At 42.8% G+C, this 14,262-nt stretch carries 11 protein-coding genes; 5 read left to right on the top strand and 6 right to left on the bottom strand.

What is annotated here, in order from left to right; genetic code table 11:
* Positions 1-79: 79 nt before the first annotated feature.
* The 3 genes from BM528_RS07670 to BM528_RS07680 form a co-directional block, all read right to left on the bottom strand.
* Positions 80-1,468: an MATE family efflux transporter gene (locus BM528_RS07670; protein WP_071979387.1), complete on the bottom strand. Its 1,389-nt coding sequence runs from the start codon at positions 1,466-1,468 to the stop codon at positions 80-82.
* A gap of 244 nt (positions 1,469-1,712) precedes the next feature.
* A complete protein-coding gene (zapE, locus tag BM528_RS07675; protein ID WP_071979388.1) occupies positions 1,713-3,194 on the bottom strand; it encodes a cell division protein ZapE in 1,482 nt (493 codons plus the stop codon).
* A gap of 221 nt (positions 3,195-3,415) precedes the next feature.
* Complete coding sequence (locus BM528_RS07680) at positions 3,416-4,702, bottom strand: DUF445 domain-containing protein (protein ID WP_071979389.1); 1,287 nt, start codon at positions 4,700-4,702, stop codon at positions 3,416-3,418.
* Positions 4,703-5,183: 481 nt separating this feature from the next.
* Here BM528_RS07680 and BM528_RS07685 point away from each other — a divergent pair, with 481 nt between their 5' ends.
* Together BM528_RS07685 and BM528_RS07690 are read left to right on the top strand one after the other, a co-directional pair.
* Positions 5,184-5,855, top strand: a complete 672-nt coding sequence (locus BM528_RS07685; protein WP_071979390.1) for a hypothetical protein — start codon at positions 5,184-5,186, stop codon at positions 5,853-5,855.
* A 46-nt stretch (positions 5,856-5,901) separates the two neighbouring features.
* Positions 5,902-6,471, top strand: coding sequence for a sugar O-acetyltransferase (locus BM528_RS07690; RefSeq protein WP_071979391.1), 570 nt, complete (start codon positions 5,902-5,904; stop codon positions 6,469-6,471).
* Positions 6,472-6,500: 29 nt separating this feature from the next.
* On the opposite strand, the gene BM528_RS07695 is transcribed toward BM528_RS07690, so the two are convergent.
* Positions 6,501-7,766 (bottom strand): GGDEF domain-containing protein, encoded by a 1,266-nt coding sequence (locus BM528_RS07695; protein ID WP_071979392.1) that lies wholly within the window; start codon positions 7,764-7,766, stop codon positions 6,501-6,503.
* Positions 7,767-8,083: 317 nt separating this feature from the next.
* On the opposite strand from BM528_RS07695, the gene BM528_RS07700 reads away from it, so the two are divergent.
* The 3 genes from BM528_RS07700 (at position 8,084) to BM528_RS07710 (ending at position 10,484) form a co-directional block, all read left to right on the top strand.
* Positions 8,084-8,503 (top strand): MAPEG family protein, encoded by a 420-nt coding sequence (locus BM528_RS07700; protein ID WP_071979393.1) that lies wholly within the window; start codon positions 8,084-8,086, stop codon positions 8,501-8,503.
* A gap of 35 nt (positions 8,504-8,538) precedes the next feature.
* Entirely contained in the window at positions 8,539-9,402 is an 864-nt protein-coding gene (locus BM528_RS07705; protein ID WP_071979394.1) for a formyl transferase, read from the top strand.
* A 152-nt stretch (positions 9,403-9,554) separates the two neighbouring features.
* On the top strand, positions 9,555-10,484 hold the full coding sequence (locus BM528_RS07710; RefSeq protein ID WP_071981210.1) for a hypothetical protein: 930 nt from the start codon (positions 9,555-9,557) through the stop codon (positions 10,482-10,484).
* A 111-nt stretch (positions 10,485-10,595) separates the two neighbouring features.
* Here BM528_RS07710 and BM528_RS07715 read toward each other — a convergent pair whose 3' ends face one another.
* Both BM528_RS07715 and dkgB read right to left on the bottom strand, forming a co-directional pair.
* A complete protein-coding gene (locus BM528_RS07715) occupies positions 10,596-12,773 on the bottom strand; it encodes a methyl-accepting chemotaxis protein (RefSeq protein WP_071979395.1) in 2,178 nt (725 codons plus the stop codon).
* A gap of 563 nt (positions 12,774-13,336) precedes the next feature.
* Positions 13,337-14,140, bottom strand: a complete 804-nt coding sequence (gene dkgB / locus BM528_RS07720) for a 2,5-didehydrogluconate reductase DkgB (protein WP_071979396.1) — start codon at positions 14,138-14,140, stop codon at positions 13,337-13,339.
* Between the last annotated feature and the right edge of the window lie 122 nt (positions 14,141-14,262).

Consider the following 14,262-nt stretch of genomic DNA (forward strand, 5'->3'; position numbering starts at 1 on the left):
ACTTAGTGTAGAGGACGAAGAAATCTTACCATCGAGTATGAACTAATCTAAGTTGGCACCTTGGTGATGTGATAATTACCTAAGTGTAGTCAGCCTCATCACAGTGCCGGCCCTCTTTTAGATCGCAATCTTCTCGCTTGGCCTTGTTAAGCCAATAAAAAGTATAAGAGACAATGGCAATTCCGGCGAGAATATTAGATGCACAAATGGCATAAAACACCCATTTATAGTCGAAAAACAATGACGCGAGAAAGCTTAGAGGTATATATAAAAGTCCGCCTCTAACGAAATAATGCATCAGTCCAGTTAGTGGCTTACCTAACGCGTTAAATGTTGCTGAAGAGACGATTACCGCGCCATAACCGCACAAACTGATTATTACCGCATACAAATACCCATTGGCGATATTTGCCACCTCGTTATCTGAAGCAAGTGCTTGGGTAAATGTATCTGCAAAAAACGCGGTGATAGTAGCGACTATTAATGCCCAGAGCACAGAAAAAACATAGCAATACGCCACTGCCGAAATTACTCGCTGCTTTTTATTCGCCCCCCAATTTTGCCCAACAATTGGACCAATAGCCGCGGAAAGTGACAACATCGGAATACTTGCAAAAGACTCAATTCTGGTGGCAACACCAAATGCCGCAACAACTTCTTGAGAATAGGCTGCCATTATTCCGGTTACCACACCAATCGACATTGGATTAACAATACTTCCTGTGGCAGCAGGTACCGCAATTTTAAGAATGCTTTTCACCGATTGGATAAAGTCTGAAAACGCAGGAACGGTTTTAGTCAGCATTTTAGTCTGAAAGCCTACCAAATATAGCGCTAAGACAAAGGTGAATACTCGAGCAATAAAGGTACCGAGTGCTGCTCCTTCTATACTCATAGCTGGAATAGGACCATAGCCAAAAATAAATACCGGCGTAAGAACAATATTTACAACCGCAGAACAGACCATAATGAAACCGGGCCAACGCGCGTTGCCGACTGAACGCAAAATAGCATTGGCGACCATAGGGATAACTAAAAAGGGCATCGAGATATACCAAATCTGCATATAGCGTCGAATAAGGTCTAGTGTTTTTCCTTGTGCGCCAAGCAGGCTAAACAGTGGATCTATAGTGAAATATCCGATTGTGCTTAAAAGCGCCACTATCGTGCATGACAATAATAAGCTATCGACGGAATAACGCCTCGCTGATTGCTTATCGCCTGAGCCGTATGTTCGGCTGACCAAAGAAGCCGTTCCTGCACCAAGTCCACTTGAAAGGCTAGCAATAGTCATAGTGACTGGAAAAGTAAAAGTGAGCGCCGCAAGCTCAGTTGTGCCAAGCTTACCGACAAAGTAAGTATCTACTAGGGCAATGGAGAACACAGCAGCTATGCCAAGCATCATCGGAAAAGCTTGAGAGAATAGAATTGGAATTAATTTCCCAGAAGTGAGATTCGAATCAGACATTACGCTCGCGCAAAATAATAACTACGGCAAACAATTCGCATTAGCTCAGTAGGGCAATAGGTAGTCTTATCTTAGTCCTGATAGAGGGTTAAAGTTCAAGCTATCAGTCTTGACTCTTTCTTTCATACTGACGCGCAAATTCTAATAAACCTGGGATTGAATTAGTTCAACGCCAGCTACGAGCTTTGAGTCCAATTGCTAAGTGCAACTCTATCCTTATGGAGAGAAACGTTGCCATAAATCATCATTGCCGTCCCCATTCCTTTCCCCCCATTTCTACTAACCGAGACGCTGCTCGTCTAAAGGAAAAGGCGAGATCATTGGCAGACGAAAATTGTGCCAGTGACACGCCAATTCGACCCGTCGCCGACCACTCATAATATTTCCCCTCTTTAGTGCGAATCATGGTGGTCGCAAAGGAACTCGAGTTCCCTCCCTTATCATTAACAATCAATTCTTCATCTCCATCGCTACTTTCAACTTGCGCTTCAAAATCGACAAACAATTCGTCGAGCGGGACTTGTGCCGCCAGTACCAAGCGAGTACGAGACTCATAACACGCGTCAATAAGGGTCACAAATCGTCGCGCTTCGTTGAGATGATTGGCGTCCAGTTGGGGTACACGTTCCATGATGATGACCGGAAATCGGCGGCATAGGGAAATATAATCGGCCGCTCCGAGCGGTTGGTAGCACAACTCAGAAAAGTCAAACCAGGCGCACTGGTTATTCAATCGGGCAACCTGGACGGTGCGACCAAAGTGGACGGGAATGCTCTCGGCTTCAGTTGTGGATGCAGTGCCACCAAATATTTCTTCCAATTGCGCCTGTATGTTGTTGTTAATATTATTATCGCCTTGCATATCCTTATTTGACCAAAAATAGGATTGACCATCCGCTCGACTTTCGAGTCGATAATCCTTCTGGGAATCCTCCATGGAGATAATGTCGAACGTGTCTTTCAACATGTCTATGAATGGCAAAAAAAGAGAGCGGTTAATGCCTCCCTCGTACAAGGTATCGGGGGAGCGGTTCGAGGTGGCTACCACAACGACATTGCAATCCAATAATAACAAAAACAGTCGTTTCAAAATCATGGCATCGGCGACGTCTGTCACTTGAAATTCATCGAAACAGAGGAGTTGGGCTTCTTGTGCCAATTGTTGTGCAATGATGGGAATCGCATCACCACGTGGGTGCTCCTGCTTGTACGCAAAGATTCGATGATGGACATCTAGCATAAATTCATGAAAGTGGACGCGGCGTTTGGTAATTTTTGCTTGCTTGTGACTGTCATTATTACAGCCAGAATCATCATCAGGAACATTAACCAACGAGTAAAAGAGATCCATTAGAAAACTCTTGCCGACCCCGACCGGCCCATGAATATATATGCCTCGCGGTGGTGGACCAAAAGACCACAAATTGAACTTCTTTCGAAGAAAAGACTGGGCGGATGTTAAGGATCGCGCCAGTGACAGAGGCCCGCTACTTGTAAAGCGACTCGCTGTCTGATCGTCAGTGCTTGTGGGTACTGGTGGCAGCGAGGTGAGAGACTCGTGCAGGGCATCGAATTTTGCCGCCAGAGCGACCTGCGCGTCATCTCGTCGCACCTCCCCCGCGTCCACCTTGAGTTCATACGCCGCTGTCACTGGGCCTGTCGAGGAGCACCGCCAAGCGACGCGAGGTTGTGCTATCGTCGTGTTCATCATCGTCTTCGTCTTCATCGTGGAACTGATGAGTTTATTAACATGGTGGATGTTACGTTAGATCTTTGTATAGGTATCAAATGAATTTGTATAAACCTACAACTACAGCGTCTGAGCAAACAGGTACTCTGAGTTAGTAAAGCCAGGCTGCACTGGCTTAGCGTTTTGTTGTTTCGTCGTTAGCTTTCAAAGCGGCGTTTAAAACAAGCTAGCCAAAATCAGCGATAGTCAGAGATCTCTTAAAGACCAATTAACACTTCGATGCCATACAATGCTGCGCCAATGCAACCACCGACAATAGTGCCGTTGATGCGCACTTTTTGAAGATCTCTTCCAATATTAAGCTCTACTTGCTCGGCCATATCTTTTTCATTCCAGGTGTTAATCGTGTCTCTTATGTGTGCGGTTAAAAATTGAGCGAGCTCAGGTGCCATATATTTTGCAGCTTCACCAATATGCTTGTTAAATGCTTTAGACAGCTCACTATCGCCTCGCAAGGAACTGCCTAAATCCTGCAGAAGACCAGACACTTTTTGTTCTGCTCTCCCCTCTTTCTCTTCTAGCGAGCGCAGTAACCATTCGCTAAAACGTTGCCATGATGAATGTAAATACCCTTTCAACGCAGGGTCATCAATGATCTTTTCTTTGAAGCCGTTAACCTTTTGCTCCATGTCATCACTATGCTGCAAATCGTGCAGAAATTCGTTCACTTGCTCGTCGAAAGCCAGTCGAATGGGGTGAGATTGATCTTGGTAAATGTCTTCTAAAATAGACGAAACCGCCTTAACAGCAATAAGTGCCCCCTGCTCACTTAACCAACTAGATGGCAATATTTTCTCTACTCTGCTGTACTCAGTTTTTAGCCAAACAATTAACGTATCGGCAATATATTCTTGGGTATCGGGCTGACTGAGTAGCCCAGCTAATTTCCCAAGTAATCTGTCGAGTACTACTTGGTGCTGTCCTTCTTTAGTAACGGCATTCAACGAAGTAGCAATTAACTGATTTAACTCTAAGCTTCTTACCCCTTTTTCAGCGGTTCTTGAAATGAAGTCTTTTACGGGTTTGTCGTCTAACACCTTCAACATACCGCTGAGTGCATCACACAAAAAGCGGCTTAATTTCTGCGCATTTTGTGGCGACTCAAGCCATCTGCCAGCGCCTTTAGCGGGGTCGCTTTCACTGATTAGTTTTTCAATTGCCATAGGGTTAAAGAATTTTTCTTTCACGAATTCCGAGAGATTATTGGCAATTGCGCTTTTGTTACTGGCTACAATGTTAGTATGAGGAATGGGATACGCTGAGGGAATAGGTTTAAACAGAGCAGTTACTGCAAACCAATCTGCTAAACCGCCCACCAAAGCCGCTTCACTGGCCATTTTTATAAGTTCCAGCCACCAACTCGAGGAAACCTGAGGGCTGTACTTTTGTGTGAGAACAGTAATAACAAAAATAGCAGCTGCTATCATCAAGCATGCCAGAGCCTGTCTTTTCGCTCTTTGCAACTGTAGGTGCTTATCCAGCATGCATTTTCCTTTTTCGACTTAGTGGCATTAAATGTAGCATCTTATCTTTGCACACATGATTTTCTTCAGTTCGTACTAATAGTGAGTAAATAAAGAGCTGCAAATATCGCGCCCATTGAAAATAGGTAGAATAAAGGATGAGTCATTGCCCCATAACGCAATGCCCCAAAGCGATATGCATAATTTAGTACTACTTCTCTCCTGTCTTCCACACAACTGACTCGCGATTAATTAAACACCATAAATAGCAAGAAACTTAACAAATTAGCGCTTTTAACAACTTTGTCACCAAACCTGCCACAAAAACACATTAAAAAAGCATCTAAAAACCGTAAGTCATTGATTTTAAATACTTAAACCATTTGGCACAGTACGTGTTAAGCCTAAACATAGAAGGAGTTTAAATCCTAAATTAGTGATGCTGGAAACTCCTCAACTTTCTTTTTTAATTTTTTAACTGTTTACTTTTAAGGTTATTGCAATGAACAAATCTTTTTTATCTGCCGCTGTTATAGTGCTTGGAACCACATTGCTAAGCGGCTGCGTTATTCACGTGGGAAATGCCAGTGCTTTAGATGGCAACGACGTAAGCACGATGCTGGGAAATATTAACATTGCCAGTGGTAAACACGCAGGCGATATATCGTCAGTGAATGGTAATATAGATATTAAAGAGCATGGCAGTGCAGCCGAAATAAGTATTGTTAACGGTAATTTAGATATGAGTAGCCATGTTACCGTCGACAGCATTGATATAGTGAATGGCGACGTTGCTGCATCATCTCATCTTACTGTTAAACGAAGCATTGAGACGGTTAATGGTGATATTTCATTACAAGCTAACGGCAGTGTTGGTGGCAATATTGAAACCGTAAATGGTGATATCAGTATTACTGATGTAACGGTGAATAACGATATTAGCACCCTTAATGGCGACATAGATATTACTGGCAACAGTGAAATATACGGAGACATTATTTATGAGCACAATGAAAGTAACTGGGGCAACGACAAGGACAAGTTACCAACGTTAACGATTGGCAAGAACGTAACCCTTCACGGCAACATAATTTTAAAGCGTAGAGTCGACTTAAATATCGAAAGCGCAGACATAGATAAGAAAGTTGTTGTAAGCTATGACCATGCGAAATAGCTAAGAAAAATTGCGGAAGATATCGTCCCTTGGTAATCACACTCACATGACCGAACAAGAGAAAATGCTTGCAGGCGAGCTTTATTTCCCCTCTGATAAAACACTTACGGCACTTCGCAAGAACTGCCGTAAACAGCTAGATATTCTCAATAGCACCTGTCAGACCGAGCACAAAAAACGAACTCAGTTACTCAAGACATTATTTGGTAAAACTGGAAAGCGTTTGTATATCGAGTCTACGTTCAAATGTGACTATGGCGAGAACATATTAGTTGGCGAAAATTTTTACGCTAATTTCAATTGCGTAATTTTAGACGCCGCCAGAGTGACCATTGGTGATAACTGCATGTTGGCTCCACAGGTGGGCATTTACACGGCGACACACCCTACAGATCCAAAGCAAAGAGCCACCGGCATTGAGTTTGCAAAACCTATCACCCTTGGAGACAACTGTTGGGTGGGAGGCATGGCAGTAATTAACCCTGGCGTGACACTTGGCAATAATGTGGTTGTCGCTTCTGGCGCTGTGGTTACCAAGTCCTTCGGCGATAACGTCATTATTGGTGGTAACCCCGCTCGCGTGATTAAAGTTATCGATACTCATTCTACTGAGTAAAAATGTTCAAAGAGCGCGGGTTTAGCAGATTAAGAAAGGTCGCTTAAAGTAGCAAAGCCAACAAGGTTTTTGCCTTTGTGTTTAGCACTGTAGAGCGCCTCATCTGCGCACGATAGCATCTGATTCGGCAAGTCTTTCATGGTAAGTTGTTCAGGCGTTACACTGACGACACCGAATGAGCAAGACGCGTTAAACCTGCGCTCTCCTTCTCCGAACTGAGCTTTCGCAACATAGCTGCGAATACGCTCAACAATAACTGGGGCATGATTTTCGTTTTGTGTATCGGTGAATAAAATAACAAATTCATCGCCGCCAAGCCGAGCAATGCAGTCAGATTGGCGAATGTTTTCTTTTATTATACCCGTGACTTGCGTGAGCAGCGCATCTCCGCTTGCATGACCATATTTATCGTTTATCGCTTTAAAATTATCTACATCAAAAACGCAGACAGATAGCCACTTTAGCTCTCCCCTCATCATCAAATTTATCGCCTCAGTGAGACGTATTTCTAAGTAACTGCGAGAAAAAGCTTGGGTTAAATGGTCATACATTAAACGGTCGCTTAGTAAGCGCCTTTCCTCATAAAGATCATCGATATGTAGCACCAGCGCCCATGCAATGCAGGACGTAACAAAGAAAGAACCAACCCATGTCAGCGGCGGAAGATCAATAACCTGAATTCCCGTTAACATGTCACACACGCCGGTGAACATCCAAAACATATTGGCTATTAATAAAAGTAAAACGGTACTTGAGTTGCCATTGTCCTGTTTTCTTTGCTGTCGGTTGAAGACCCGGACTAATACGGAAATACCGTATACGGCCAATATCAAAATCCATGCCCCCCATACCTGAAATAGCGGCCCGTAGACTAAGCCCGTGTAATAAGAGGACGTTGCATAAAAAGCATTGTCGAGAAAAAGCGAGCTGGGTATAGCGGTAGCAATCGAAAAAGCCGCGCAAACCCCATAGCACCATTTCAACGAGGTGGGTGCCTCATATTCGAAGAAGGACAGATAAAAGTGCAAGCTGATCACGGTGGTAAACATGGCGGCAATCACCGTAATACGATTTGAAACGCTCAGATAAATAAGGTTGTCACTTGAGTTGAGCAGCACGGCAAAGGCACCAAAAAAGATACTGCTGACGAGGGCCCCAATGGAGAAAATTAAGTAATATTTTACCGACTCCTCATGGCGGGACGTCAAGCGATAATACAAGAGTACAAAGAATAAACTTAGTAATAAGCAGACCGCAGAGGTAATGAATAAAGGCAGCGATAATGCGTGAATCATTTTTGTTATTTACGCCCTTTTCTCTCGTTTGCTTTTGAGCAAAAGCATATCATCAATACTCGCTGCAAATACGCTTATCAACTATCGAAGCGCAAACGGCCCATGTATTTTTTATAGTTTAATTAGAATTTCTTACATAAATATCTCAGCTGTTTTTCGTTTGTATCATATGAAGTCAGCAGAACTATCTACGTTAAAGCAAGTGCACAAGCGCTATCCTTTCTTATTTTAGCCAAGGCCTGCTTTTTGCACATCTTTTTTTATTAATGAATGTTATGAATAAGTAATACATAGATAAATAGAATAAGGACTAACTAATGACAGATATCACCTTTTCGGCATATTTTGCTTTTTTCCTTTACTTACTACTTTTACTTGTGCAGTGGGGTGTAGCAACTATTAGTAAAGCAAAACAACCTAATGCTGTTCCCGGCAAGATAGATGACGAATTGTCTCACAATAGTTTTGTATTTCGAGCACACCGCACGTTCCATAACACTCTTGAAAATAGTGCATTATTTATAGGGACGATAATGCTTGCCTTTGTGTTAAATTATCAAAGTACGGTATTTGCACTTTGTATCTGGGTTTATCTAATTGCCAGGTTCATTCACATGGTGCTGTATTATGCGATAGCCACTGAGAAAAACCCCAGCCCCCGTAGCTATTTCTTTTTAATTGGTGTTGTTGCGAATATCACCATGCTGGTGTTATTGGGAATGCGGCTAGTGGCGTAACTTGATTTCATAGGGCCATATTTGGAAGAGAAACCATGCGTATTACACTGCTTTGCAATTTAGATATTGCCAGTAATTTAGCCGCCAACCAGTTAATTAATGCACTCCCCGAACACCAGTTTAGTATATTGATGACGTCACAGGTTGGCGGTAATAACAAAAGACCGGATGCATTAGAGGCGCTTTCGTTTTATGAGAACGCCCTATTTACGCAAATACTTTTTCCCGCGTTAGAGTGTAATAAGGGAACTAATAAACAAGGACACCTTGACTCCTCTATAGAGAGCTCGCAAAACAAGGACGCCCCATTGCTCACATTTGACGCCATGAAACAACGTGGCATTGACATTCATATTGTCTCCAATATTAACGAAGGCAATGGGCTTGAGCGTTTAACAGCAAGTAATCCCGAATTAGTTTTGTCAGTTCGTTTCGGTCGAATATTGAAAGAGCCAGCGCTTAATGTGCCTCAGAATGGCGTTTTAAATTTGCATTCAGGATTACTGCCTCAGTACCGAGGAATTATGGCGACATTCTGGTCGATGCTAAAAGGCGAGCCACAGATAGGCTGTACGTTGCACCGAATACAGGACGCTGGAATTGACACCGGTGATATCGTATCTATTCACCCTATCGTTACTGATTATGATAAGTCGTACTTTGACAACATGCTTGCCATTTATCCTCAGGGTTTAGAGGCAATGATTGATGCTGTGAAACGAATTGCCGATGGCAAACAGTTAGACGCACTATCACAGGATATGTCGCAAGCAGGTTATTTCACAATGCCCGATCAAGCGTCGATAACACTCTTTGAGCAAAAAGGCTATCGGTGGGTTAATCACGATAAATTGATCACGCTAGCAAAACGATTTATGCCCAATGGCGTTGTAATGTAAAATACTGGTTTATGCTCTGCGGGTTTATTTTGTTTAGGTTTATGCTCTGCGGGTTTATATTGTGTAGATTTATGTTGTGCGTAGTAACAAAGTGAAACCAACTATAGGGATAATGTGTGAACAGAGTTTTACTGGCTAAATTGTTCGGTTTCATTATTTTGGGAAGCGTTTTCAATTACTCAAAAGAAACTAATGCCAACGAACTACACTTTTCCCAGAAACTAGATATTCAACTGCGTTACGACAATCGCTCGAATAGACCAAGTCGAGAGCAGTACCGTTTTCGTTATTACCCCTCTTTGGCGCTATCTAAAACCTGGTCTCTCAACAGTTTTGTTGTAACGGGAGACGGGTTTTCTTCAAGTCACAACACCATTGGCAGTAGTAACACAGATTATCTGTACGCAAGGCGACTTTATATTCGTCACCAAGGTGATTACGGAAAAACCGAATTTGGTGTTATTCCAACGTACAAAGGACGAGTTTCCTCTACTGGTCTTTCAAAAGACGGCTGGATAACCGGCCTTAGGCATGTCCGCCATCTTCAAAACAACAGCGCGCTCGAAGTCGTTATCGGACAGCTTGCCAACGAGCAGGCTAACCACGCGTTAGGTTTTGGAAAGGGAAACAGTGGTGATAACTATTTTGAAGTTGAATACTCGGCGAGAATGGGACAGCGACACAGCTATGAGGCCAGCATAGAGCGAATGCTGCGTGGAGATTTTCTGCGTGCTGAATATCGGTTTAATTATGCCACTAACAACACCGTGTTTTTTGAAAACGTTCAGCGAATAGATGCTTCAGCAAATAAGTTTGTTGCAGGTATGAGTGGAGAATTCTCCGGCACATTTTTGAGCCTACCTTATCCCATTGAGTACTTTGCCTATTATTCCTATGTGGATGACGGATTTGGCCAGCGAGTAGAGCTTACCGAGGACTTTTTAGGCACTGGGCATGGTGGGTCAGTAGAAATAAGCAGCGTATTGTCTACACAGCATGGGTTGGACTGGTTTGTAAGAGTAGATACCGTTGATAGTGTTAGCCGCTTGCTTGCGGGCATAAAGCTCTCTTTGAACCGGTGACTACAAGGGCGTGTTTAATACAAAAACACCCATCAGACCTGCTTTAGAGCTTGATTCAATATTAAGCGCAACAGGTTAGGATGGGTGCTTATTAAGCTGAAATGGCTTACCCTAGAATGACTCCCACTCGCCGTGCTCGGGTACCTTGGGTTTAAGGTTCGTTACTGTGCTGCCAAGGCTTTCTATCTGCTTTGGTCGCTCGCTGTTTGTATGAGTTTCTCTCGGTATCAATGAAGAGTGGTTGCTTTGCAAATTTCTATCGCCGATATCAAACACAGAGACTCTATTTGATAAGTTGCCAGCTTGCTGCTGAAGGCTCTCTGCAGCGGCTGCCGCTTCTTCTACAAGTGCTGCATTTTGCTGTGTTACTTCGTCCATTTGCACCACGGCTTTACTGACTTCTTCAATTCCAGAAGCCTGTTCGGAGCTTGCCGCTGCTATCTCGCTCATTATATCGTTAACCCGCTTAATCGAAGTGACAACTTCTTGCATGGTGTCTCCAGATTGCCTAACGAGGGTATTTCCACTGTCTATTTTGCTTACTGAGTTGGAGATAAGCTCTTTAATTTCCTTTGCCGCCTCAGCAGAGCGCTGTGCAAGACTTCTTACTTCTGAGGCTACTACCGCAAAACCTCTGCCCTGCTCACCTGCTCGTGCGGCCTCAACAGCCGCATTCAGTGCGAGAATATTTGTTTGAAATGCAATGCCATCAATAACTCCAATAATGTCAGAAATTTCTTGCGCAGACTCATTAATCGACGACATGGTATCAACAACTTGGCCAATAAGATCGCCGCCCTGCGTGGCTACCAAACAGCTTTGCGATGCCAACTTATTGGCCTGCTCTGCATTTTCGGCGTTAAGTTTTACCGTTCCGGTAAGCTCTTCCATACTCGATGCAGTTTCTTCTAAGCTAGACGCCTGCTGTTCTGTTCTACTGGAAAGATCGCTGTTACCTGTTGCTATTTCCGTAGATGAAGTAGTGATAGTTTCTACGGCGTCATAGATAGAGCCTATGGTACTGCTCATTTGTTCGATAAATTGGTTAATGGCCTCACCGAGAACTTGAAATTCCCCCTCAAATTGACGGTCGATTTTGCATTTTAAATTGCCCTTAACCAGCTCGCCCATTATAAACTTGATATCGTTTATCGCCTGTTTTCTACCAGTGATGTTTACCGCGAACTGAACAACTTTAAAAGGCTTTCCGTTTTGATCGAGTATTGGATTATAAGACGCCTGTACCCACACTTCTTTTGACCCGCGGCCTACGCGTTTAAACTCACCGCTCACCAACACACCTTCTCTCAATTGTTCCCACAGCTGGTTATATTCAATACTGCGCTTGAACTCTTCATCGACAAACAAGCTGTGATGGCGACCCTTTATCTCTCTAAGGTCGTACCCCATCATATCGAGGAAATTGTCATTGGCTGAAAGTACCTTGCCCTCTAAGTCAAATTCCACTATCGGCTGTGCTTTATTTATTGCATCGATTTGCCCCTCAAAGTAGGCATTTTTCAGTTTCGACTCGGTGACATCGGTTGCAAATTGGACTATTCGAATCACTTTGCCCGCACTGTTTTTTACTGGATTAAAAGTAGATTGTATCCACACTTCCTCTCCATTTTTATCTACAATGCAGTATTCACCATTTTGCTCGTTTCCCTCTTTTAGATCACGCCATAGGCTTGAGCACTCTTCCGACTTTTTGTAATCACTGGTATGCAAAGTTTTATATTGCTTTCCAACAAGTTCATCTTTCGAGAACCCCAGAATTTCTTGGAATTTGTCATTGGCATTTTCGATAACTCCATCCGCGTTCATTTCAACTACCGCTTGAGCGTTATTCAATACATTTAGCATGGTCGTTTTTATAAGTAATTCGGATTGGTCGACCCACTCAACCATAGTGCCAATATTACGATTAGATTGATCGAAAAGAGGCGTTAGGGTGAGTTTAAAATTTAAGTCGCCAATACTAACCGAGGACTCCATGGTAGATTTCAGTTCGGCGAGAACATGGCGCTGATGAGAGGGGTTTTTATGAAATTGATCGATATTCTGTCCCACCAGGTTATCGGCTGAAAACGTGGGAAGGATGGCTTTTAATTTCTGCTCGTTATCTTTAAGCAACTTTTTAACCGCTTCGTTTGCATAAATTATATTGCGGTCTGCATCTGCCATCATAATACAGCAGGTTGTTGCATTCAGTGCTTGTTCGTTTCGTTGGGACTGCTTTGCGTCGGTCGCTGATGTAAATTCATCTAGCCATGTCATCACGCCCATGTTATTCACCTTTCTGTACTGTTATTACTGTTATTAATTAAAAACAAGTCCAGTAAAAGCTCCATTTTGAGGGCTTGTAATACAAAGTCGAACTACCTGCGTTCTATCAAACATCAGAATGTAGCTTTCTAAAACGGTTAAAACTCTTAAGATAGCCAACTTATAGATGCTAACGTTGAAGTTAGCCTTTTAAGTATGAGTAACAAACACCCAACCACCATTATACTTTGGAATAGTTTTATGAAAATAATTTAATATTTCAAATTAAAATATTTTTACTTATAAATTTCAATAACTTAAAATATAAATGTGGTTATAAAAACTTAAAACAAAGAGTGGGAACGAGACAAAGACAAAAGCGACACTTATCCAATTTACACATACCAAAGAGGTAAGCGTTACGCTAATTAGTGGTTTAAGGCCACGTGGGAGATATAAAAGTGAGAGAAAAAAATCCGCTGCGATTATTATGTAATCGCAGCGGATTTGTATTGCTTTCATCAAGAAAAATTTAGATGAAATGCCCTACACAATAGTATTTGAGCGAGATGCAGACTATAGAGCTAGTCCCATTTTGGAGCGAAGTCTGGGTCGACAATTCGCTCGCCATTATCGAGCTCATCGATAGCGGTCAAATCTTCCTCAGAAAGCTGTACGCCGCCATAAGCCAGATTTTCCGCCAAGTGCGTTTTGCTGGTAGAAGAGGGTATGGCGTATATATGGCGCTTCTCCATCCATGACAACACCACCTGCGCTGGTGAGGCATCGTATTTTGCGCCAATACTAATGAGTGTATCGTCTTTCATTACCTTGCCTACAGCAAATGGCATGTACGCAGTTATCTTGATGTCTTTTTCTCTACAAGCTTCAACTACAGCGCGATTTTGCATAAAAGGATGCAACTCGATTTGGTTAGTGTAAAGCTCACCTTTACCTAAAATCTTTTCAGCTTGATCCAGCTGGTCGATGGTAAAGTTAGATACGCCAATATGACGAGCTAAACCAAGTTCTTTTACCTGTTTAAGTCGGCCTAAGTAGCTTTCAAGGGTGATATCGTCACCGGGATAAGGCCAATGAATTAAGAGAAGATCGACGTATTCTAATTTTAGCTTTTCCAAGCTTTCGTGAACACTTGCCATAAACTGGTCTTCACCGAGGGACTCGTACCATACTTTGGTAGTCACAAAAATATCGGAACGGCTTAAACCACTGGTTTGGATAGCATCACCTACCTCAGATTCATTTCCGTAGAATTGCGCAGTATCAATGTGTCTAAACCCTACACTTAGTGCGTCGACGACTGCTTGTCTTGCTTGGCTACCCTCTAAACGGAACGTCCCCATTCCCATTTGCGGCATGTCATTCATACTTTCTCCTTGTCGTTAAAAAACATCTTGTTCGCTTTTTCCTACGGACACATTAGAAAGAGGATCGACTTTTCGTTTGTTATAAAACAGGAAAACTGGATTAATACTATTAGTTCGCATAG

The sequence above is a fragment of the Alteromonas sp. RW2A1 genome (genome assembly GCF_001886475.1).
Taxonomy (GTDB): domain Bacteria; phylum Pseudomonadota; class Gammaproteobacteria; order Enterobacterales; family Alteromonadaceae; genus Alteromonas; species Alteromonas hispanica.

Bases quoted from the DNA above. Each gene is read 5' to 3' on its own strand.
- BM528_RS07670 (WP_071979387.1), bottom strand. From the start codon at position 1,468: ATGTCTGATTCGAATCTCACTTCTGGGAAATTAATTCCAATTCTATTC.
- BM528_RS07680 (WP_071979389.1), bottom strand. From the start codon at position 4,702: ATGCTGGATAAGCACCTACAGTTGCAAAGAGCGAAAAGACAGGCTCTG.
- BM528_RS07690 (WP_071979391.1), top strand. From the start codon at position 5,902: ATGACCGAACAAGAGAAAATGCTTGCAGGCGAGCTTTATTTCCCCTCT.
- BM528_RS07685 (WP_071979390.1), top strand. From the start codon at position 5,184: ATGAACAAATCTTTTTTATCTGCCGCTGTTATAGTGCTTGGAACCACA.
- zapE (WP_071979388.1), bottom strand. From the start codon at position 3,194: ATGAAGACGAAGACGATGATGAACACGACGATAGCACAACCTCGCGTC.
- BM528_RS07715 (WP_071979395.1), bottom strand. From the start codon at position 12,773: ATGGGCGTGATGACATGGCTAGATGAATTTACATCAGCGACCGACGCA.
- BM528_RS07695 (WP_071979392.1), bottom strand. From the start codon at position 7,766: ATGATTCACGCATTATCGCTGCCTTTATTCATTACCTCTGCGGTCTGC.
- dkgB (WP_071979396.1), bottom strand. From the start codon at position 14,140: ATGAATGACATGCCGCAAATGGGAATGGGGACGTTCCGTTTAGAGGGT.
- BM528_RS07705 (WP_071979394.1), top strand. From the start codon at position 8,539: ATGCGTATTACACTGCTTTGCAATTTAGATATTGCCAGTAATTTAGCC.
- BM528_RS07700 (WP_071979393.1), top strand. From the start codon at position 8,084: ATGACAGATATCACCTTTTCGGCATATTTTGCTTTTTTCCTTTACTTA.